Genomic DNA, 20,156 nt, shown 5'->3' on the forward strand with positions numbered 1-20,156 from the left:
CTTTTGGTCGGATCGGCGGGCAAGCGCAAACCGGTCAATCACGTGAGACCCAGAGTTTGCGCGTGGTTTCGATAGCACGCCATACGCCGGTGAATCCCGGATGCATGACGAAGGCGTCGCCAGCCGCGATGCGGCGCGGCGGGCAGCCATCCTCAGTGAGTTCGGAGACACCCGAAAGGATGTAGCAGAACTCGAAAGTCTCGCCCTTAATCGAACGATAGGCGCCAGGCGTGACCTCCCAGACCCCCGCCTTCACGGCGCCGTCTGCGGTCTGGGCGATATCCCAGCTCAGAAAACGTGGATCGCCCTCCACAAGGCGGTCGGGCAGAGGCTGCCCTTCGCGTGGGCGCGGAAGCACATTCTGGTCGATGAACGTCAACTTGGACATAGGGATGTGGCCTTTCTGCGCGTTGAACGCCGTTCGAACCAAAGTTGCCGCTCCAAAAGCTTCAAGGCAGTCAGTCCGACGACATTGAGGGTGAGGTAGAAGACGGAGGTGATGATGAAGATGTCCATAATGGCGAAGGTTTCGCTCATCAGGCGTTTGGCCCAACCGGTGATTTCGAGCACAGCGATGGTCGAAGCGAGGCTGGATTCTTTGACGATGATGGCAACCTCACTGCTGTAGGATGGCAGCGCTTGTCGCAAAGCCAGCGGGAACTTGATCCGGCGCAAGATAATCCAAGGCGACATGCCGCAGGCTTCCGCCGCCTCGATCAGCCCGCGCGGCAGGGATAAAAACGCGGTTCGAAAGATTTCGGCTGTGTAGGCACCGGTGTTCAACAGGACCGCGAGAATGGCTGCGTGCAGGCCGTCGCCGATCAGCCACCAAATCACCGGGTTGGAGCGAAAGAACCCGACCTGCCCTAATCCGTAGTAGATCACGAATATCTGCACTAGCATGGGCGTGCCGCGAAAGACGGCGCAATAGGCGTCGGCCGCCGTGCAAACCAAGCGATTGCGCGAAGTGCGCGCGAGCGCCACCAGGATGCCGAATGGCAGTCCTAAGCCCACGCCGAACACCGAGATCAGAAGCGTTGTCTTTGCGCCGGTGAGAAGGAACGGAATCGCATAGGCAATAATGGTGAAATCCATTCTAACCTCCGCTGAAGCCGCGATTGATATGGCGCTCAGCCAGGCCGAACAGGGTCTGGCTGACTGCTGTCATGGCGAAGAACAGCGAGGCAGCGATGCAGTAAAAGAGAAGTGGCGAGCGCGTGATGCCCGCCGCGATAGCCGCCATACGCATGAGTTCCTGCATGCCGACGATGGAAACGAGTGAAGTATCCTTGATCGTCATCTGCCAGACATTGTTGATCCCGCCGAGAGCAAGCCTCAACGCGAGCGGCAACGTGATTCTGAAAAAGGCGACCGATCGAGGCAACGCCAAAGATTTCGCGGCTTCAAGAAGACCGTTGGGAACGGCTTCCAAAGCGCCTCGCATCACCTCGATCGAATAGGCGCAGGAAATGGTCGCGATGGCGAGGATGCCGATAATGGACGGGTAGGCACTTTCAGCCGTGTCTCGGTAGCCGAAGGCAACGGCTATCTTCTGCACCCAGTCGACAGAGCCAAAGAACAGGAGATAGATCACAAGAAGACCCGGCACGCCGCGGACGACGATGCTGTAGACATCGATCATCTGGGACAGCACCGGGACCCGCTGCCAGCGCGCTATGGCAAACGGGACGGCTGCGATCAACCCGATCATCATGCCGACCAGCCCGATGCAGATCGTCACGAAGGCGCCGCGCAGCAAAGCGAGTCCCCAGCCCTGCTCCACAACCAGCAACCAGATAGTTTCAAACATGGATGACACCCGTCGGGCCGCCGCGGGCTGCGACGGCCAGTTGTTGCGAGAGGATCACTTCTTGCACGGAATGGTGTAGTCGTCCTTGAACCACTTGAGGGAAGACTCCTTGATCTTACCTCCATCGATCATGTTGCAGAGCGCGGCATCTACCTTAGCCTTGAGTTCGGCATTCCCCTTGCGCATGCCGACACCCATGCCGTGGCCGAGGGTTTGAGGATCGCTCATCGCCGTAATCTTCACATCGATCTTCGTGAAGTTGGCGCCGTCCGGTGTAGCGAGGAAATCCATCCAGGTCGGGGAGTCGCCGAAAGCGGCATCCAGGCGGCCAGCCGCAAGATCAGCGGTCTGCTGAGTGGTGGCATCATAAGTCTTGAGATCGGCGCTGGTCGCCCGCTTGCCGATGAATTTGGCATAGGTCGTGCCTGTCACGACGCCGACACTCTTTCCCGCGAGCGCCTTTTCGATCTCCTCGAGACTCTTGAGCCCGGCAAGAGCGGAATCTTTGGGGACCACGAAATAGAGCGGCGTGGTGGCGTACGGGATGGAGTAGTCGATCTTCTTCTGGCGCTCGGCAGTGATGCCAAGGCCGGAAATGATCACGTCGAAGCGGTCGCTATCCATGGAGGGAACCAGCGAACTGAAAGCCTGCACCACGAATTTGCACTTCAACTTGAGTTCGGCGCAGATACCGTTGGCAACGTCGGCGTCGAAGCCGGTGACGTTTCCGTTGGCGTCGGCCATGCTGAACAGCGGCGCGTCCCCTTCCGTGCCGACGCGTAGGACGCCTTCCTCGGCGCGCGCGGCACCGACTGCGGCGGCGAGCATGAAACCGGATACGAAAATCGAACGAAACGTTTGAACTGAAAGCATGAGTGTTACCCCTTTTCTTGTTCTGCTGAAGAAAACCGCGATCACGCGGCGGCTGGCATGACGCTGGAGAGAAACCGTTTCACCGCCTCCGAGGCAGGGTTGCGAAACAACTCTTCCGGCGCATCGTCCTGCTCAAGGATACCTTTGCGCAGGAATATCATTCGGCTCGACACGTCGCGCGCAAACCGCATTTCATGGGTGACGAGAAGGATGGTCGCCCCCTCTTCGGCCAGCGTGCGGATCACCTTCAGCACCTCGCCCACGAGTTCCGGATCGAGCGCGGATGTGGGCTCGTCAAAAAGCATGATCTTTGGTCGCATCGCCAGCACCCGTGCGATCGCCACGCGCTGTTGTTGACCGCCTGAAAGCTGACTGGGATAGCGGTCGCGGAATTCGGCCATCCCCACCTTGGAAAGCGCCGAAAGCGCCATATCCTCGGCCTCCCGCCTTCCTTTCCCGAGCACGTAGACGAGCGCCTCTGTCACGTTGCCGATCACGGTCCGGTGCGGCCAGAGATTGAAGTTCTGGAACACCATGCCAGTCCGCTGGCGAAAGAGCCGGATCTTCGCGCGGTTGGTGATTTCGCTCTTGCCCGGTCGATTGGTGGTGATGGAGATTGCGTCGCCCATCACCTCGATCCTCCCTGAGGTCGGCGTCTCCAGAAAATTTATGCAGCGCAACAACGTGCTCTTTCCCGAGCCAGACGCGCCGATAAGGGATATGACCTCCCCTTCCGCCATCTGGAAAGTGACGTCGTTAAGGATCCTGACCGCGCCGAAATTCTTACTGAGTTCATGGACCTTTAGAACCGGGGCCATGTCATGGCGTCTTCGGTTCCATTCAGATCGCACCTTCTCAACATGGGGCTGGCCCCGGCTGTCCATCGTCTGCGCGAGTTCGTTAAGTGTTAGGCGACTGTGACCATCGCTCCCACTTTCGTCGGTGACGGCGCCGTCTATGGCGCTCCTCCTCGAAACGGTTCGATATCCCTTGCTGTCAGTCACGTTCATCGGCTCGCTGCCTCTAGCAACTATTTGAAACCAATCTCGGGATTCTTAGGACCAATATGACATTGGTATCGCAACCGGTGTCAAGATAGATCAAATTGGTTGCGAGAAAAATCTGCAGGAACAGCTTACATTTGGCGCGTCGGATCCAATTCGCGGAATAAAGACCATCGCAGATAAGCCGCCCCTCGCCCGGCCTCAGGCGAACATAGACTCGCCTATCGCTTCCTAAACAGAATGGCCGGGCCCGCTCCGCCGGGCCGCCCACGCGTCGCCGTCGGCGCCAAGCTCGCGCCAGCGGCAACAAGGGACGGCGGCGGCCAGGTGACGGGTCTTAAGGCGGCCGAGGACACTCAGATCCGGTTCGAGCACGTCGAGCATGGCGACGCGGTCTCACGCGCCGCGAGCGCCTCATCGAACGCCACTGTCGCGGAACGATTAGCCGCTGCTCGATGTTGATGCGACATCGGATGGCGAATCCATGGAACGGCGCGACAAGGAACAGGAGAATCTTTCCCGGCTGGAACGGGCCGCGCAGCAGACTGCCGATCCGAAAACGATCCAGCAGCAGGCGAAAAAGCCCGAGGAAAAGTTCCGCTTCAGCTTTCGGAAAGAAGACCTCTGGTGGACGGCTGGTTTCGCGACCGCTGCCTTGCTGCTCTTTGCCGTCCAACTTCTCATCAACTGGCGCGTGGAATGGTTTGAGGCGCCTTTGCGCGCCCGCGTGCTGAACTATGTCTGGGGCGGCCTTCTCATTTTCGTCATGCTGACGATAGCGAACATCGTCGAAGTCTTTCTCATCGGCCGAATTCCCAATCGCGTTTCGCGTTTCAACCTGAAACGAATTTTTCGATTGATCGTCGTGGTCGCCGTCGTCTTCGTGGCCATCTCGGTGCTGTTCGTGAACTGGTACGCCGCCGTCGTTTCGCTCGGGCTGATCTCACTGACACTCGGCTTCGCGCTGCAAATGCCGATCTCCAGCTTCATCGCCTGGATCTATATTCTGGCCAGGGCGCCCTATCGCGTCGGCGACCGGATCCGCATCGGCGATGCCCATGGCGACGTCATCGACGTCAGCTATCTCGACACGACGTTATGGGAATTCGGCGGCGAACATCTTTGGACCGATCATCCGAGCGGACGCGTCATCAAGTTCCCCAACTCCACGGTGTTCGACACGCCGGTCTTCAACTATTCCTGGCCGCTGTTTCCCTATGTCTGGAACGAAATCAAGTTCCAGCTCGCCTACGACAGCGACCTGGAATTCGTGGCGAAAACCATGCGAGAGGTCGTGGACGAGCAGATCGGCGACATCATGAGCCAGAAGGTGAAGGTCTATAAGGACATCCTGTCGAAAACGCCGGTGGACGAGCTGCAAGTGAAGGAGCATCCGGTGGTTCATTTTCGCGTCAGCGAAAATACCTGGCTCGAAGCCATCGTGCGCTACCTCGTGCCGCCGAAGGAAGCGGGCCGCACCAAGACACGCTTGATCAAGGAAATGCTGGCGCGAATGAATGCAGAACCCGATCGCGTGCTGTTTCCGAAGAGCAATTTGCGGTGAACTTTTTGGCTTTTGTACAGCCAAGTCGTTCGTATCCGTCCATGGCCTGTCAGTTCATTGGCCAGACGATCGCCAGCATCGGCACGGCAACAACGACGACAAGGAACGACAGCGGCAGCCCCAGACGCGGATAGTCGCTGAAACGATAGCCTCCCGGCCCCATGACAAGGGTGTTGCATTGGTGCCCGATCGGCGTGAGGAAGTCGCAGCCGGCGCCGATGGCGACAGCCATCAGAAAGGCTTCCGGCCTGTAGCCCAGATCGGCGGCGAATTCCGACGCGACGGGCGCCATGACAAGCACGGTGGCGGCATTGTTGAGGAACGGCGTCACGGCCATGGCGGCAACGAGGATGAGCGTCAGTGCGCCGGGCGCCGGAAGAATGGTCCCGAACCTGGCAAGCTCCGCGGCGACCAATGCGGTCGCCCCCGTCGTGCGCAGCGAATCGCTCACCGGGATAAGAACGGCGAGCATCACGAGGATTGGGCCATCCAGCGATTGGTAGACGTCGCGGAGCGGTATGACCTTGAAAAGCACTATCCCGACCGCGGCCGCAAAGAAAGCGACGGGAACCGGGAGCAGACCAACGGCAGTCGTGAGCATGGCAAGGGCGAGGATGACCACGGGCACGATACCCTTGCGAACGCTGCCAAGAAGGATGGGCCTTTCCGCCAGCGGCAGGCAGCCTAGTCCGCGCAGTGTCTCGGGCATTGTGGTTGCATTGCCCTGCAGCACGACGACGTCGCCTAGCCTTAGCTCGACCTTGGCGAGCCTGCGGTCGAGGCGCTGGCCGCGACGGCTGACAGCCAGGAGGTTGACGTTGAAGCGATCGTAGAGGGCAAGTCGCTGGGCGGTCCAGCCGATCAAGGGCGAGCTTTCGCCAATCACGGCCTCGATCGCTACCATCTCGCTGGTGGTGACCTCTTCATTCACCCGATCGCCCGTGACGCTGAGCTTGCCTTGCGAGACAAGGCGATCGAGCGCCGCCGGGTCGCCTTCGAGCAACAGGATGTCGTTCACCTTCAGGACAGCATCGGGCAGCGGCGTCATCCGCATCGTCCGATTGCGCAGGATCGACGTCACGACGGCATCGCCTCCGGCAAGCTTCATGACGTCGGCGACGGTTTTCCCAAGCACGGTGGAATCGCCGACAACTCGCGCCTCTGTAAGGTAGTCCTTGATGTCGAGCGCTTCATTCAGCGCCCCGCCGAGCTTTTCGCGCACCGGCAACAGCCAATAGAAAGACAGCAGGAAGATCATTCCGGCGGCGGCGACAGCAGCCCCAACGGGCGCGAAGTCGAACATTGTGAACGCCGTTCCGGTCAGCTGCTCTCGCACCCGGGAGACAACGATGTTCGGGGACGTGCCCACCTGCGTCATGAGACCGCCGAGCAATGACCCGAACGCCATGGGCATCAGAAATATCGATGGCGAGGTGCCGGACCGGCGCGCGAACTGAAAGGCGATCGGGATCATGATCGCCAGCGCGCCGATATTCTTGACGAAGGCAGAAAGGCACGTCACCACGATCACCAGCAGCGCCAGTTGCGAGCGAACTCCCGACAATTTCGGGGCAAAGCGGGCGATGGCGAGTTCCATGATGCCCGATCGGGCTATGCCTGCGCTCACCAGCAGGGCACTGCCGACAATGATCACGATATCGTCGCTAAACCCGCTGAAGGCTTTGTCAAACGGCACAATCCCAACGGCGAGAGCGAGCAACAGCGCCGCGGCAGCGACGAGATCATAGCGATAGCGACCCCATACGAACGCTGCCATCATCACGAAGGTGATGGCGAACGATAGGATTTGCGGCATGGTCATGTCTTCGGCTGCTCCGCAAGCGGCTGATCAGAACGCCCAGACTGCTCCTTTGTTGCTTTGGTCCGACGGTCTTGGGCTGTTGGCGGAGCTGAAGGCCATCGCGCATGAGCGCGGCCCCCTCGCCCGGCCCTGCCCTCGCGCGCGGGCGAAATTGCCCTATCGCTTGCTGAAGAAGCCGGACAGAATGTTCGGGCCGGCTTCGCCGGGCCGCAGCCTGATGCCGTCCTCGAAGCAGTTCAGCGTCACGCAGTCGAAGCCGCTGTGGGCGAGCAGTGTGACCAGCGAGTCGCGGTCGAAGTGGTGCAAATGCTCGTTGGGGAGACGCATACGCCAGCTTCGGAACCAGGCGTCGCCGTCGGCGCCGAGCTCGCGCCAGCGGCAGTACGGGACGGCGACGGCCAGGTGCCGGGTCTGCAGGCGGTCGAGGAAACCCAGATCCGGGATGTGTTCGAGCACGTCGAACATGGCGACCAGATCCCAGGAACTGGCCAGCGCCTCGTCCCAACCGACAAAGCGGACCCCCGCGGGGAGCGGGAACTCGGCGATATCGTAGCCGGCGCAATCGGCGACCCCGGTTATCTTCGCGGCTTCGATGAACGTGCCGGTGCCGTATCCAATTTCCAGCACCGAGCGGGGGATCGCGCCGGTCAATCCCAGCACCCAGCCAAGCCGCTGATATCCGAGCTTGATCGTCCGGTCGCTCAGGTCCTCGTAATAGGAAATATATTGCTTGTCGTATTTGATCGGCGTGAAGTCGATCTGGTGGATCACGCCAAATCGGTCCACCTCGTAATTGTCCAACATCGGCGTGCTGCCCTCCGGATCCCCTTCCTTATACGGCGGCGCTAAACGCAGCGTAACCGGCGGGGCCGGTGACGCAGCCAAGCAAGGCGACAGATGAGCGATAAGTAGCCCCATTCGCCATTCCGCTTCGCCCCGCTTTCTGTTTCAATATCTCCTCATTCTCGGGAGAATCTCCATCTCAACCGATCCCTTCGCCCCCCTGCGCCAACGTTTCCTCACCCGCTGCGCCGGTCAGCTCGCGGAGCTGCAGGCGGCGCGCGAGACGCTGCCCGGCTCCGACCTGACCAAGCTTGCCCATTCGCTCGCCGGCGCGGCCGGCACTTTCGGCTTTGCGGAGATCAGCGTGCGCGCGTCAGAGCTGGAGACGCTGCTCATCGAGCAGGCGGATGGCGTCGATGTCCGCGCGGCGCTCGATGCCTTAATCGCGGAGATCGAGCGGACGCTGGCCTGACGCCGCCAGCCCGGCTCACTTCTTCGCGGCGCCGAGGCCGGTCCTGGTCATCTCGCCCCAGCCCTGGTCGCCGCGCAAGAACTGCCAGCAGCCCTTCACGCGCCAGAAATTGTTGAGCTGGCGGTAGCCGAAATTCTCGATCACGGCGGCCGCCGTCAGCACGGCGAGATCCCTGGCGCGCGGAAAGCGCTGCAGCTCGGCCTCCTCCAGGATGAGCGAGCAGACGCTGACGCAGACGCCATAGGTGAAGATCAGCGAGGTGAAGGCCAGGAGATATTCGGCCGACAGGATGCCGAGCAGCCAGAAGGCGGGGATCAGGATATAGCCCAGCACCTCCGCCACCGGCCCCAAAACGTCGACGATGAAGATGTGGCCGAAGCCGAGGAAGCCGACGCGGCCATAACGCGGGTTGAGGAACATGGCGCGGTAGCGGAAGAAGCATTCGAGCGCTCCGCGCTGCCAGCGCGTGCGCTGCCTCGCCAGAACGCTCAGCGTTTCCGGCGCCTCGGTCCAGCACACCGGCTCGGGAATGAACTGAACGCGGTATTTGCGCTTCTTGTCGCGCATGTGGCGGTGCAGCTTGATCACAAGGTCGAGATCCTCGCCCATCGAGCCCTTGGTGAAGCCGCCCACCTCCACCACTTCGGCACGGCGGAACATGCCGAAGGCGCCGGAAACCAGCATCAGCGTGTTGACGCTGCTCCAGGCAAGCCTGGCCATCAGGAAGGCGCGCAGATATTCGACCACCTGGAAGAGCGGCAGCAGGCGGCGCGGCAGATGCACCTCGCGCACCCTGCCGGCCTCGATCTTCGAGCCGTTGGCGATGCGGATCGTGCCGCCCACCGCGATGGTGCGCTCGGGATCGTCGATGAAGGGCTGGGCGGCGCGCATCAGCGCATCGGGCTCGAGGATGGAATCGCCGTCGATCACACAAAAGAGCGGCGCGCGGCAGACATTGATGCCGGCATTCTGCGCGTCCGCCTTGCCGCCATTCTCCTTGTCGATCACGAACAGCCGCTCGGTCATCGGCGAGGAATAGAGGCCGCGGATCGGCTTGTGCGCCAGCGCGTCCTCGTAGGGACGGTGGAACTTCACCAGCTTGAAGCCCTCGATCAGGCGCTGCAAGGTCTGGTCCTTCGAGCCGTCATTGATGACGATGACCTCGAAATTCGGATATTCGAGCGCCAGCATGGAATGGACGCTCTCCACCACATTCACTTCCTCATTATAGGCCGGCACCAGAAGCGCGATCGGCGGCGCGACCTCGCCGTAGCGCTGCCAGAGCAGCGCCGAGCGCGCCACCGGCGGGCGCTTGGACAGCGCATAGCCGGCGAGGACGAGCTGCAGCAGATAGATTGTCGTCTGCGCCAGCCCCGCCGCGATGATGAACCAGGACAGGATGGTGGCGGCAAGGACGATCTCGTCGCTCCAGTCGGCAATCATGCGGCCGGCCCCTCGGCAAGAATGAGCGAGGCGGTGCGCTGGCTGCGCGAGACCTCGCTGTCGGCGATCTGGCGCAGCAGCCGCTCGCCCGGCTGGCCAAAGGAGCGCAGCGCGTTGGCGGCGGCATAGCGCACGTTCCAGACCTCGTCGTCCAGCAGCCTGGACAGCGGCGCGGCAAGTTCGGGAAGGCCGAGGCGTCCCGCGGACTCGGCGGCGGCGGCGCGCACGTCCCAGTCGTCGTTTGCCATCGCGCTCGTCAGGATCGCCGGCGCATCGGCGTGTCCGGTGAGGCCCAGCGCGCGCAGCGCCGCGGCGACAACCTCGGGCGAGGCATCGCCGACCAAGCCGGCGAAGAAGGCGGCAAAGCCGAAGCCGCCGGCGCGGGCGAGCGCGTCGATCGCGGCCGCCCTGACGAAGGGCACCGCGTCGACGCGCGATGCATGGATCGCAAGCTCGTTGAAGCGCGTGCGCGGAAAGCGCCTGAACAGTTCGATCAGGCGTCGCGAGCGCTGTCCCGCCACGCCTATCTTGTCCAGCGCGACGCCGAGCAGGGGCAGGCTGCCGAGATCGCAGAGCGCGATGGCGGCGGCGATCCTGACTTCGCGCGAGCGGTCCTGGTCCAGCGCCGAAAGCAGGCTTGCCGTCGCATTCTGCGACCCCAGCGCCGCCAGCATCTCGGCCGCGTGGATGCGTTCGGCCACATTGCCCCGTTCCAGCTGCCTGCCGACGAGGGCCGGCAGGCCGCATTCGTTGAAGGCGACAAGGACATCGTCACGCTCCTCGCCGCGCAGCAGCGAAACGAACTCGAAGCCGGCCTCGATCGCCACGCCCGGCGGCACCGAAAGAATGGCCGTTTTCAGCGTCTGGCGGTCGCGGTCTTCGGTGAAGGCGATCAGCGCCGTCAGAAGCTGCCGCCGCTGTCCGGCTCTGGCGGCGTCCCGGCGCTCCCGCAGCAAACGGCGCGCGATCAAAAACAGCATGATCACCAGGGAGAGCGCGCTGAGCAGTATGGAGAGATTCCAGACGTACCACATGGTCAGAACCGCGCGGTCAGCCCGAGCCCGAATATGCTTCGGTCGAATGTCGGGCGTTGTTCATGCGCGATGCTGGCGCGCAGCGTCAGCGGATCGCTGACGTCGAAGGAGATGCCGCCAAAGACGGTGCGCGTCGGCACCAGCGTGCCGTCGGAGATTTCGGGGGCGTCGGCATAGCCGCCGAAGAGATTGACATGCGGCGTCACCGCGAGGTCGGCGCGAAGCACATAGCCGTCCGCGCGCGTCCCGATATCGTCCTCGGCATGCACCCAGCGGGCGGAAAGCCCCAGACGGCCGTCGAGGAGATAGCCCTGCAGCCAGGGCTGGATGCTGGTGACGTCGGCGTCGGCGAAATTGTCGTAGCGGGCGTCGACGTTGAGCGAAAGCGGGCCGAAGACCTTCGCCGGCGCCACGACCTGCCACGAAGCGCCGGCCCCGATCGAATAGCGCGCCAGAAAGTCGGCATCCGGCGTCGCCGCGGCCAGCGCATAGGCGGAGAAGGCCGGCGAGAAGGCCTGGTCGACGCGGCCCTCGATCTGGACGTCGGTGTTGCCGAAGCGGGTGGCGAGCCGCGTGCGGCCGGAGATCGTCGTTTGGGGCGATAGCCGATAGGAAAGGCCGGCCGAACTGTCGGTCCAGTCGCCAAGCCCGTCGGTGAGATCGCTCACCTCGCTGCCGAGGTCGAGCCGCCATTTGCGCGGCGGCGGCACGGCCAGCCTTTGCTCGATATCGGCGGAACCGGGCTCGATGGCGAGCGCCAGGCCGTAGGCCTGCCGCGCGGCCTCGTCGTCGCCCTCGGCACGGCGCACATCGCCGAGCCCGACCAGCGCCTCGGCATTGCGCGGATCGAGCGCCAGCGCGCGCTGCAACGATTGCCCGGCCCGCTTGTAGTCGGCCTCGAGCAAGGCGATTCTGGCATCAAGGTTGAGGGCCTCGACATTGTCCGGCGCCGAGGCCAGCACATCGTGGACCAGGGCGCGGGCGCGCGGCGGCGCGTCGCCCTGCCAGATCGCCAGGCGGACCTTGCCCAGCCGCGCGTCGAGAAGGCCGGGCCTGATCGCAAGCGCCCGGTCGAAGAACCGCCCGGCCTCGTCGAAGCGCTGGCTGGAGCCCACGACGAGGCCGAGCGCGACCAGGGTGTCGGTGTTCCTGGGCGACAGCTTGAGCGCGCGGCGATAGGCGGTCTCGGCCTCGGGCAGCTTTCCCGCCGCCCGCAACCGCCTGCCCTGCTCCAACTGGATGGCGACGGGATCGGGCCGCCGGTGGGGCGGCTTCTTCGCCGGCGCCGCGGCAGCCGGAACCGGCTTCGCCTGGCTGGCCCGCTTGGCCTTGCGGATGTTCTCTAGAAGCGCTGCCGCGTCGGCATTGCCGGGCTCTGCCTCAGCGACCTTCTCGGCGAGCGGCAGCGCCGCATCCAGATTGCCGGAGCGGAATTCGACCTGGGCCATGCCGAAGCTCGCATCGCGATAGGCCGGGGCAAGGGAAAGCGCCGTGGAAAAGGCGTCGCGCGCCGCCGGCAGATCGTTGCGGCCGAGCTCGGCGAAGCCAAGCTGCACAAGAGCGTCGGCATTGTCAGCTTTCAACGCCAGCGCGCGCCGGAAAAGATCGGCGGCCTCGTCGAAATGCTGCGCCTGCCTGGCCTTGACGCCGGATGCGTAGAGCTCGTCGACAGTCTGCGCCAGCGCCGCGCCGGGAGCGGCGGCGATCGCCAGGATCAGGCATGCGGCAAAGGCTGAGTGCCGGCCGCGCCGCATCAGCGCTTCCCGCCCTTGCGGGCGATGAGACGCGCCAGCCGGGCCAGTAGCTCCTCGGGAATGAACGGCTTCACCAGATAATCGTCGGCGCCCTTCTCAAGCGCCGAAACGATGTCCTTCTCGGCCTTGCGCGCGGTCAGCATCACCACCGGAGTCTTCGACAGCACCGGGTCGCCCTTGATGCGCGCCAGCACCTCGATGCCGTCGGCCTTGGGCATCATCGCGTCGAGCACGATGATGTCGGGGCCGTCCTGCTCCGCCTTCGCCAGCGCCTCGGCGCCGTCCACCGCTTTGATGACCTCGTATCCCTTCGCCCTCAGCCTGAATTCCATCAGCTCGAGCAACAAGGGATCATCATCGCAGATCAGAACTCTTGCCTTCGCTCCATCCACCACCAGTCCTGCTCCGGTTCCGTCGCCCCCCGGAGTGATGACGCCGCGCGATCTTAGATAAAGCCGATTCGCGGCGGCCGCATTTCGACACAATCACTAGATGAATATTGGGCCATGGTATAGGAGCGGCAAACGCAAAACCGACTTTGCCGACAGGCATCTTTTGCGCGGCTTTCTCGCCGGCTAAACCGGGCCGGAACGCCCGGAAAGCAGCCTTCTCACCTCGCCCGCAAGCGCCAGCGGGTCGAACGGCTTGGCGATCACTCCCACGGCTCCCATGGCGAGATAACGCTCCACCTCATGCGTCTGGGTGCGCGCCGTGATGAACGCCACCGGAATCGCGGCCGTCAGCGGCGAATCGGCCAGGCGCCTCAGTGTTTCCGGCCCGTCCATGTCCGGCATCATCACGTCGAGCAGGATGAGGTCAGGGCGCCAATCGGCGGCATCGGTCAGCGCTGCGATGCCCGAGGCGCTGGACCGCACCTCGAATTCCGGCTCGAGTTCCAGCGACATCTGGGCGATTTCGCGGATGTCGTCCTCGTCATCCACATAGAGGATCCTTGCCGGCATAATCATCACTCCTTGGCACTGGAGGCGGGTCTGGCGCTATCGAGCGATGAGACCAACATGCTCCTGACCAGCCTGGCGACATCGATCTCCGACGCCTTGGTCTTGGTCATCATCGCCTGCACCCGGTCACCGAGGTTCTGATCCAGCTCGGCCGCCGAGAACACGATGACTTGGGTTTCCAGCGGCAGATCGATGAGCAGATCCAGTCCCGATCCGTCGGGAAGCAGTATGTCCAGGATGACCAGGTCGAAGCGATGCTTTGCCACCGCCTTCCGCGCCTCCTGCAGCGTTTTGGCGGAAGCGATCAAGACGCCTGGACCGAGCCCCGCTGACATCACGGCAAGGACGCCCTCGTCGTCCTCGACGTGGAGGATTCTCGGCCTCCGCTCGACCTTGCTGGCGAGGATCTTGGCGAGAGCGGCGTGAAGGCGCGCCGAATCCACCGGCTTCTCCAGCCAGTCGACGATGCCGATGGCGGTTCCGTTCAGCGAGCGCCTGGCTTCGTCGGCGATGGCGGAGATGACGATGACCGAAATCTCGGAATTCACCGGTGAGACCCTGATGTCGTGGAAGAGCTTGATGCCGGATTCTCCGGCCAGCTTGATGTCGAGCGTCATCGCCACATAGTCGCGGGAGTTCAGGAGCGCTTTTGCGGTACCGATATCGGGGGCGACATCGCTGGAAAAGCCGTCGGCGTCGAGAAGCGCTGCGATCACCGCAGCGATGTCGGGCTCGTCCTCGCAGATGAGGACGCGCAGGCGGCCATCGCGCTTTCGCAACCGGCGCTCGACCAAAACCGGCTTCTCGGCCTGTCTCTGCGCTTCGGCAAGATCGACGTGAAACGAGGTTCCCTTGCCTTCCTCGCTTTCGAAGGACACGGCGCCGCCGAGCTTTTCGACGATGGTCTTGACGATGCTCAGGCCCAGTCCGGTGCCCCCCTTCTTGCGGGTGCTGGAGGCATCGGCCTGCTCGAACTTGCCGAATATGCGGCTGCGGAACGCTTCCGGGATGCCGGCGCCTTCATCGATAATGGAGATGCGCAGCATGTCGCGCTCGCGACGCTGGAGCTTCACCATGACAGTGCCGCCGGGATCGGAGAACTTGATCGCATTCGACAGCAGGTTCGCCATCACCTGGTGCAGGCGATCGGGGTCGATATTGGCTTCGGCGCGCGGGGCATCGTCGACCAGGACGATGCGTATCCCGCTCTCGGCCATGTAATTGGAACTGGCGGCGATGGCCTGCTCCAGCACCGCACGCACGGGCATCTGCTTGATCTTGAAGGTGATGACGCCCGACTCGATCTTCTCCATGTCGAGAATGTCGTTGATGAGAAGAACCAGCCTTTCGCTGTTGTTGTGGGCGATGTTGACGAGGTTGGCGGCCTTGGGCGGCAGCTCGCCCGCGACGCCGGCTGCGATCAGGCCAAGCGAGCCGCGGATGGATGTCAGCGGCGTTCGCAATTCGTGGCTGACCGTGGAAATGAAGTCGTTCTTGAGCTGGGTGTTTCGCTTCTGCTCGGTGATGTCGCGATTGTAGGTGATGACGCCGACGATCTTGCCGGCCTCGTCGCGGAACGGCGCCTTCAGCGTGTAAAGCCAGCCCTGCCTGCCGTCAGGCAGGAGCGCGGGCTGATCGATGCGCAACGTCTGCCCGGCCTCCAGCGCGCCCATTTCATCCTGCCTGAAGCGCTCGGCCACGTCCTTGGGATAGAAATCGAAATCCGTCTTTCCGATGAGGTCCTCGACGGAGGCGGCGCGCACCAGTTCGGCGGTGGCTGGATTGGCCGCGATGAAGCGCCCCTGAGCATCCTTCACGTTGAGACTGTCCGGCAGCTCGCGAACCATGGCACGGAATATCATGTTGGACATGGCCAGATCGCGTCGCCGCTGCTGCCGGTCGAGCAGCACGGCAATGATGAAGGTGCTCAGGAAGCGGAACAGGAGCGACGGCAACGTGCTCTGCTGCACGAAGCCGGTCACGACCTGCGAGGGAATGACCAGAAGCGTGATCAGCCCGGCCAGCGCGACCGACAGGCCGAGGCCGAGTATGTCGAACATGGTGCGCGAGCGGACCGCGACGATGTGGTGCCAGGCCAGACCGACGACGGCGGTGATCAGGATGCTCATGACGCCGACTTCGGCGCCCTGACCGCCCAGGTGAAGACGATAGGCGATGGAGCCGGCAGCGGCGATGAACATCGCCGGCCATCCGCCGAAGAACGCGGCCGCGCCGATAAACGCGGCACGCAGGTCGACGATGAAGCCAGAAACGGACAAGGCCGTCGCCATGGAAATGACCGCGCCCGCGCACATGACCACGCCCAAAAGCAGCGACTGTGCCCGCCGCGAGAGACGCCCGGTGAAATCCGCCACAAGGTCCCAGGCGACGATAAGGATGGAGACCAGGGCAAGATTGGCCAGCAGTGAGTGCCAGATCTCGGTCATGATTTTCCGGCTCCGTTTTTTCCGACAAATACCGGCAAAACCTATCCGAGGTCTAAAGAGCGCCGGAGTAGGCTGATTCGGAGTGACACGCCGAATACGAGACATGGCGCCAAGATCCCGTCGGACCGACGTGATCATGCCGGGATATGTCGAGGAGCTCGGCGGCGAGTGGCTCTAAGCCAGACTGCGGAAGCTCGACGGTGGCCGCGACACCCAGCCCTCGATCTCGCGGGTGACGAAGGCAGCGGCCTGGTGATGGATGAAATGCCCCGCACCAGGTAGCGCCAGCAGCGATGTGACGTTGTCGACCTCGCGGAACGTACCATCGAAGGCGCTGGCAGGAACATAGGGGTCTTGGGCGCCGAACATCACCAACGTCGGCGCCTTGACTAATGGCAACTGGCCAATATCCGGCACCCTGCCGAGTGGAATATTGGCCCTGTAGTAGCCCAGCATAGCCTCGGGATCGGAATGTCGGAGCGACGCCGAGAGCGCCTGCCGGTCGCTCTCGTCGGCAACCCATGCGGCAAGCTCGTCAGGCGCCGGCAAGGCGGCCGCACCAACTTCCTGGAAGAGACGCATATAGGCGAAATATCGGGCGTTGGCCGGATCGACGATGGCACGAAGATAATTCCGGGGGTGAGGCGTAGCCAGAACAACCAGATGGCGTACAGCCTGCGGAACACGCATGGCCAGCCACCATGCTATGGTTCCACCCCAGTCATGACCGACGATCGAGGCTTGGGAAAGTTGCTCCGCCACGAGCACGGACAGGACGTCCTCCACAAGGTTCGGCAGCAGGGCGTAGTGGGCGTGTCCCCGCGGAGCGTCGCTTCGCCCAAAGCCGCGCAAATCCGGCGCCAGCACCCTGAAGTTGCCGCACAGAGCTTCCAGTTGCCTGCGCCAACCGAGACCATGATCGGGAAACCCATGTAGAAAAACGATCGGCGGGCCTGAGCCCGCCGCAACGTAATGTAGCTTTATTTTGCCGTTCGATGCGAACTTCGACTCAAAACCTGTGTCCGAAGTCACCTTAGTCAACCGACTACGATCACATCTTTACTTCGAGGCGCAGGAACGGGCCTTGGAAAACCTGATTGTCGTGGTCTGCGTTCACAAGCAGGTTGTGCCACGCTTCGATCTTGTAGCCTGCGGTGAATGTGGTGTTTACTATCGGCGTCCAGCTCAAACCGAGCGATGCATCCAGGTTCGAGACCGTTTCGCTCGAACCCTGACTGAACAGCGTCTCGGAAGCGTGCGCGTCCGGATTTGTTTGCGAGAGATTGAGACCGACGCGGTCGATGCGGCGGCCCCACATGATGGCACCCGAAACGGCACCCGTCAGGCCCCAGTTCTCGCCGACAGGGTAGTAAGCCTCCGCACCGGCCCGGGGACCGATGCCCCAGTATTCGGACGTGCCCATCTTGTCGGCGGAGCCCCCCTTGTCGGCAGGATTGGTCGGCGTGAATGTGCTGGACACGTCGAATACCGTTTCGTCGGAATGCACGAGCCGCAGGCCGCCGAAGAAGCGGATATCGGCTTGCTGAACCTTCACGTGCTTGCCGACGTCGAAATCGAAAGCCTGGAAAGTGTAACCGTCGCCGTAGCCAAGGCTCAAAATACCGTCTGGATCAGTCACTGGTCCTTCACCAAGGATGACCGACCGGTCCTTGCCGATATGGAAAGCGCCGGCAAGACGCCAATCCAAGTCCGAGGAAATCTGCTTGGTTAATGAGACCGACCCGGAGATGTCGCCGTTGCTGTTGCCGAGCTTGTCGCTGCTGAGCTTGTCGTCCTTATGGACATTGTTCCAGAAGTACGAACCTTCGAACGACATCTTGATGCGCGAATCGATGACGGTCTGGTCCGACGGCTGCGTCTCTGTAGCGTGAGCCGTGGCCATGCCCATAGTTGTCGCCGAGGCGGCCGATGCCGCCATCGTCGCCAATAGTTTACCCTTGCCCTGCGAATGCATTTCAATCCCCACCCAGAATCCAGCCCGCGTGTTATTGCAGACAAGTTCATAAAGGCATATTCCCGCTGCGGGACGCCAACAACTTTACGGCGTCACTGTCACGTCTTTGCAACAATAGCGCACATCGCCCGGTTGGGAGGGACGCCGCAGTCGTGGGGCGTTCCGGCATGGAGGTAGAGTGAGCAATCCCACGCAAATCGAAGGCATGCTCAACAGTCTCGTCTACAATCTGTTCGCACAAAGCGGACAAGATGACCGGGAAGGTGCTGGTCCCAAGGAGATCGGCAACCTCGTCATATTCGACCATCCGGACAGCGTCGACAAGATCGTCAAAGCCGCAACCCTGTTCCGCAAGAACTTCTCGCTGATCTCGGCGCTCGGCTTCAGCCGCTTCAACACTAATGACGAGGAGTGGGCGACAAGGCGCGCGATCACGCAGGACCGCTATCTCACTGCCGCCAAGCCCGCCCACGAGGCAGGCGTATACGAGATCTTCAGCGACTGTCTTGCCGGCTCCGAGCCCTCGCTTGTCGGCATCCAACAAGCCCTCTTCGCGGGCGCCATGAAAATCTTCTACCAAGCGTTCGGGCTTGCTGCTGATGCCCGCCCCACGGCGGTGCTGCTTGACCGGGTGCGTGAGGTACTGCGTCGTCTCCAGTACTATTCCTGGGTCACGCCGAGCAATGACGAACGAAACAGTGCCATCCAGGATGCCCGCGCCGTCATTGCGGATTTCGGCTCGCAACTGATGGCAGAGCCTCGGGCGGCGGCCGAGATGGGGCGCTTCGCCGAGAAAGCCCGAGGGATCGAAAGCTTTTCCCCGATCGAGGAGTTCGTAATGAACCTCTTCGCCGGCGTCGAGACCACCGTGACGACGGTGCTGTGGGTGGTCGACAGGCTCGGCGTAAACCAGAAAGTGCAGGAGCGCATCCATGATGAAATCTTGGGCGACGGGCCGCAGACGCCATTTACCGACTGCTTCATCAATGAGACGATGCGGTATTTTCCGCCCATTCCATTCCTGACGCGCGAAGTGAGCTCCGACACCATTCTGGATGGCACGGCATTGCGCGCCGGACAGCTTGTCATGCTTTCTGTCGTCGGCGTGCACCAGCATCCCGATTTCTGGGAAAATCCGCGGACCTTCGATGCCAGTCGCAAGGAGTTCATCGACAACAGTTTCGACCGGCGCGCCTTCATCCCCTTTCTGACCGGACCGCGCATGTGCGGAGGCGCGCGCCTCGGCCGCCTTGAAGTGGAGCAGGCGGTTCGCGCGGCGGTGCGGCAATTCGAATTCGCCCGTGCCGACGATATTATCCGCTTCGACTATGCACTGGCGCTGCGCCCGGCGAGCGGCATGTCGGTAACGGTATCAAGGCGCTGAGGGGCTCTGATCCGCCCCGACAGGCATGTCGCGCCAAAGCTCCCGGATCAAGCCTCCGAATTGCCTTGCGATGATTGTTTTTACGGCCGCATCATTGCCATAGCGCCGACTTTCGGCCACGGGAGCGATATCCAGGTCGTGGGCCGGAAACCAGTTTCGCATTGTCGCCCGGACATTGTCATATGGACTGGCGACAAAGTCCTCATAGGCGACATGGACTATCCTCGCCGCATCGATCCTCGAAAGGTAGCTCCGCCACCTTACCTCGCAGTCCGCAATGTGTCGCACTGTGTCGAGGACGGCCTTCTGGCTTATGGTTTTCAACGCCGGGATTCCTGGCAGCGTTTCTCCGCCATCGAATGGTTGCCCGGTATAGAGCAACGAAAGCAGGCTGACGGTCTGATCAAACTTGTTCCGCCGGCTCAGGAAGACATAAAACGAGTTGGCATCGTCATCGCCGACCGCGCGGCGGGCAAAATTCAGGTTCCCGACAAACAGCTTGGCTGCAAACACGCCGTTCACCGAGCGCTTGTCCAGAAGCTGCCTTCCGTATGAGGCCGCCAGGCGATCAAGTGCCAGGACGTCGATCGTATCGTCATCAGTCCAACGACGCATGAGCGGCACCGCAAATTGCCACTGGAAGTATTCGGTCGGCAGGCCGAGCCCGAGATGCCGCATGACCATACAATAGGTATGGCCGGCTGTCCGCGGCGTTGTGCAGATCAAGACCCTGGCCGGATTGCTCGACGAACCATGTCGGTCGAAAGCTGTCGAAAGGAGCCTGCTATACGCCTCCTCGAAGTGCATTTGTGGTTTCGCCAGGGTAGAC

Annotated in this window: 19 protein-coding genes; 3 read left to right on the forward strand and 16 right to left on the reverse strand. The window is 62.4% G+C overall.

The features are described 5' to 3' along the window. Positions 1-34 precede the first annotated feature (34 nt). The 5 genes from CK218_RS19985 to CK218_RS20005 all read right to left on the reverse strand — a co-directional run bounded on the left by CK218_RS19985 (position 35) and on the right by CK218_RS20005 (position 3,501). Positions 35-388 carry a cupin domain-containing protein gene (locus CK218_RS19985; RefSeq protein ID WP_067329699.1) on the reverse strand — a complete coding sequence of 118 codons (354 nt, stop codon included), beginning with the start codon at positions 386-388 and terminating at the stop codon, positions 35-37. After that, on the reverse strand, positions 376-1,095 hold the full coding sequence (locus tag CK218_RS19990) for an ABC transporter permease subunit (RefSeq protein ID WP_067329696.1): 720 nt from the start codon (positions 1,093-1,095) through the stop codon (positions 376-378). Before CK218_RS19990 ends, CK218_RS19985 begins: the two co-directional genes overlap by 13 nt. A gap of 1 nt (position 1,096) precedes the next feature. Continuing rightward, the gene (locus CK218_RS19995; protein WP_095779996.1) at positions 1,097-1,810 is read right to left on the reverse strand and encodes an ABC transporter permease subunit; all 714 of its coding nucleotides are present in this window, start codon (positions 1,808-1,810) and stop codon (positions 1,097-1,099) included. A gap of 54 nt (positions 1,811-1,864) precedes the next feature. Next, entirely contained in the window at positions 1,865-2,638 is a 774-nt protein-coding gene (locus tag CK218_RS20000) for a transporter substrate-binding domain-containing protein (protein ID WP_095828625.1), read from the reverse strand. An 86-nt stretch (positions 2,639-2,724) separates the two neighbouring features. Then, positions 2,725-3,501, reverse strand: a complete 777-nt coding sequence (locus tag CK218_RS20005; RefSeq protein ID WP_067330146.1) for an amino acid ABC transporter ATP-binding protein — start codon at positions 3,499-3,501, stop codon at positions 2,725-2,727. Between the two features lie 670 nt (positions 3,502-4,171). Here CK218_RS20005 and CK218_RS20015 point away from each other — a divergent pair. After that, complete coding sequence (locus CK218_RS20015) at positions 4,172-5,251, forward strand: mechanosensitive ion channel family protein (RefSeq protein ID WP_095828626.1); 1,080 nt, start codon at positions 4,172-4,174, stop codon at positions 5,249-5,251. 49 nt (positions 5,252-5,300) lie between these two features. On the opposite strand, the gene CK218_RS20020 is transcribed toward CK218_RS20015, so the two are convergent. Then, positions 5,301-7,073, reverse strand: coding sequence for an SLC13 family permease (locus CK218_RS20020; protein WP_095828627.1), 1,773 nt, complete (start codon positions 7,071-7,073; stop codon positions 5,301-5,303). A gap of 156 nt (positions 7,074-7,229) precedes the next feature. Next, positions 7,230-7,991 carry a class I SAM-dependent methyltransferase gene (locus CK218_RS20025; RefSeq protein WP_245435098.1) on the reverse strand — a complete coding sequence of 254 codons (762 nt, stop codon included), beginning with the start codon at positions 7,989-7,991 and terminating at the stop codon, positions 7,230-7,232. 85 nt (positions 7,992-8,076) lie between these two features. Between CK218_RS20025 and CK218_RS31175 the strand changes: the two genes are divergently transcribed. Continuing rightward, positions 8,077-8,328 (forward strand): Hpt domain-containing protein, encoded by a 252-nt coding sequence (locus CK218_RS31175; protein WP_280950830.1) that lies wholly within the window; start codon positions 8,077-8,079, stop codon positions 8,326-8,328. 15 nt (positions 8,329-8,343) lie between these two features. Here CK218_RS31175 and CK218_RS20035 read toward each other — a convergent pair whose 3' ends face one another. From CK218_RS20035 to CK218_RS20070, 8 genes are all read right to left on the reverse strand, one after another. Beyond that, a complete protein-coding gene (locus tag CK218_RS20035; RefSeq protein ID WP_179294543.1) occupies positions 8,344-9,771 on the reverse strand; it encodes a glycosyltransferase family 2 protein in 1,428 nt (475 codons plus the stop codon). Beyond that, positions 9,768-10,805, reverse strand: a complete 1,038-nt coding sequence (locus CK218_RS20040; protein ID WP_095828630.1) for a HEAT repeat domain-containing protein — start codon at positions 10,803-10,805, stop codon at positions 9,768-9,770. The genes CK218_RS20035 and CK218_RS20040 overlap by 4 nt, the downstream gene beginning before the upstream one ends. A gap of 2 nt (positions 10,806-10,807) precedes the next feature. Continuing rightward, positions 10,808-12,559: a YaiO family outer membrane beta-barrel protein gene (locus CK218_RS20045; protein WP_095828631.1), complete on the reverse strand. Its 1,752-nt coding sequence runs from the start codon at positions 12,557-12,559 to the stop codon at positions 10,808-10,810. Continuing rightward, the gene (locus CK218_RS20050) at positions 12,559-12,951 is read right to left on the reverse strand and encodes a response regulator (RefSeq protein WP_067000929.1); all 393 of its coding nucleotides are present in this window, start codon (positions 12,949-12,951) and stop codon (positions 12,559-12,561) included. The genes CK218_RS20045 and CK218_RS20050 overlap by 1 nt, the downstream gene beginning before the upstream one ends. A 183-nt stretch (positions 12,952-13,134) precedes the next feature. After that, on the reverse strand, positions 13,135-13,521 hold the full coding sequence (locus CK218_RS20055; RefSeq protein ID WP_082980640.1) for a response regulator: 387 nt from the start codon (positions 13,519-13,521) through the stop codon (positions 13,135-13,137). 5 nt (positions 13,522-13,526) lie between these two features. Then, positions 13,527-15,968, reverse strand: coding sequence for an ATP-binding protein (locus CK218_RS20060; protein ID WP_095828632.1), 2,442 nt, complete (start codon positions 15,966-15,968; stop codon positions 13,527-13,529). A 174-nt stretch (positions 15,969-16,142) separates the two neighbouring features. Then, a complete protein-coding gene (locus tag CK218_RS20065; protein WP_179294544.1) occupies positions 16,143-17,000 on the reverse strand; it encodes an alpha/beta hydrolase in 858 nt (285 codons plus the stop codon). Positions 17,001-17,019: 19 nt separating this feature from the next. Beyond that, positions 17,020-17,943, reverse strand: a complete 924-nt coding sequence (locus CK218_RS20070; RefSeq protein WP_143749659.1) for an Lpg1974 family pore-forming outer membrane protein — start codon at positions 17,941-17,943, stop codon at positions 17,020-17,022. Between the two features lie 178 nt (positions 17,944-18,121). Here CK218_RS20070 and CK218_RS20075 point away from each other — a divergent pair, with 178 nt between their 5' ends. Then, positions 18,122-19,327, forward strand: coding sequence for a cytochrome P450 (locus CK218_RS20075; RefSeq protein WP_143749660.1), 1,206 nt, complete (start codon positions 18,122-18,124; stop codon positions 19,325-19,327). Here the strand turns inward: CK218_RS20075 and CK218_RS20080 are convergent. Next, complete coding sequence (locus tag CK218_RS20080; RefSeq protein WP_143749661.1) at positions 19,316-20,134, reverse strand: hypothetical protein; 819 nt, start codon at positions 20,132-20,134, stop codon at positions 19,316-19,318. The genes CK218_RS20075 and CK218_RS20080 overlap by 12 nt on opposite strands. Positions 20,135-20,156: the final 22 nt, after the last annotated feature.

The organism is Mesorhizobium sp. WSM3879, assembly GCF_002294915.1.
GTDB lineage: Bacteria > Pseudomonadota > Alphaproteobacteria > Rhizobiales > Rhizobiaceae > Mesorhizobium.

What these genes read in the sequence shown, in the direction of transcription:
- CK218_RS19985 (WP_067329699.1), bottom strand. Translation starts at nt 388, where the DNA reads ATGTCCAAGTTGACGTTCATCGACCAGAATGTGCTTCCGCGCCCACGC.
- CK218_RS19990 (WP_067329696.1), bottom strand. Translation starts at nt 1,095, where the DNA reads ATGGATTTCACCATTATTGCCTATGCGATTCCGTTCCTTCTCACCGGC.
- CK218_RS19995 (WP_095779996.1), bottom strand. Translation starts at nt 1,810, where the DNA reads ATGTTTGAAACTATCTGGTTGCTGGTTGTGGAGCAGGGCTGGGGACTC.
- CK218_RS20000 (WP_095828625.1), bottom strand. Translation starts at nt 2,638, where the DNA reads ATGCTCGCCGCCGCAGTCGGTGCCGCGCGCGCCGAGGAAGGCGTCCTA.
- CK218_RS20005 (WP_067330146.1), bottom strand. Translation starts at nt 3,501, where the DNA reads ATGGCCCCGGTTCTAAAGGTCCATGAACTCAGTAAGAATTTCGGCGCG.
- CK218_RS20015 (WP_095828626.1), top strand. Translation starts at nt 4,172, where the DNA reads ATGGAACGGCGCGACAAGGAACAGGAGAATCTTTCCCGGCTGGAACGG.
- CK218_RS20020 (WP_095828627.1), bottom strand. Translation starts at nt 7,073, where the DNA reads ATGACCATGCCGCAAATCCTATCGTTCGCCATCACCTTCGTGATGATG.
- CK218_RS20025 (WP_245435098.1), bottom strand. Translation starts at nt 7,991, where the DNA reads ATGGGGCTACTTATCGCTCATCTGTCGCCTTGCTTGGCTGCGTCACCG.
- CK218_RS20035 (WP_179294543.1), bottom strand. Translation starts at nt 9,771, where the DNA reads ATGATTGCCGACTGGAGCGACGAGATCGTCCTTGCCGCCACCATCCTG.
- CK218_RS20040 (WP_095828630.1), bottom strand. Translation starts at nt 10,805, where the DNA reads ATGTGGTACGTCTGGAATCTCTCCATACTGCTCAGCGCGCTCTCCCTG.
- CK218_RS20045 (WP_095828631.1), bottom strand. Translation starts at nt 12,559, where the DNA reads ATGCGGCGCGGCCGGCACTCAGCCTTTGCCGCATGCCTGATCCTGGCG.
- CK218_RS20055 (WP_082980640.1), bottom strand. Translation starts at nt 13,521, where the DNA reads ATGCCGGCAAGGATCCTCTATGTGGATGACGAGGACGACATCCGCGAA.
- CK218_RS20060 (WP_095828632.1), bottom strand. Translation starts at nt 15,968, where the DNA reads ATGACCGAGATCTGGCACTCACTGCTGGCCAATCTTGCCCTGGTCTCC.
- CK218_RS20070 (WP_143749659.1), bottom strand. Translation starts at nt 17,943, where the DNA reads ATGCATTCGCAGGGCAAGGGTAAACTATTGGCGACGATGGCGGCATCG.
- CK218_RS20080 (WP_143749661.1), bottom strand. Translation starts at nt 20,134, where the DNA reads ATGCACTTCGAGGAGGCGTATAGCAGGCTCCTTTCGACAGCTTTCGAC.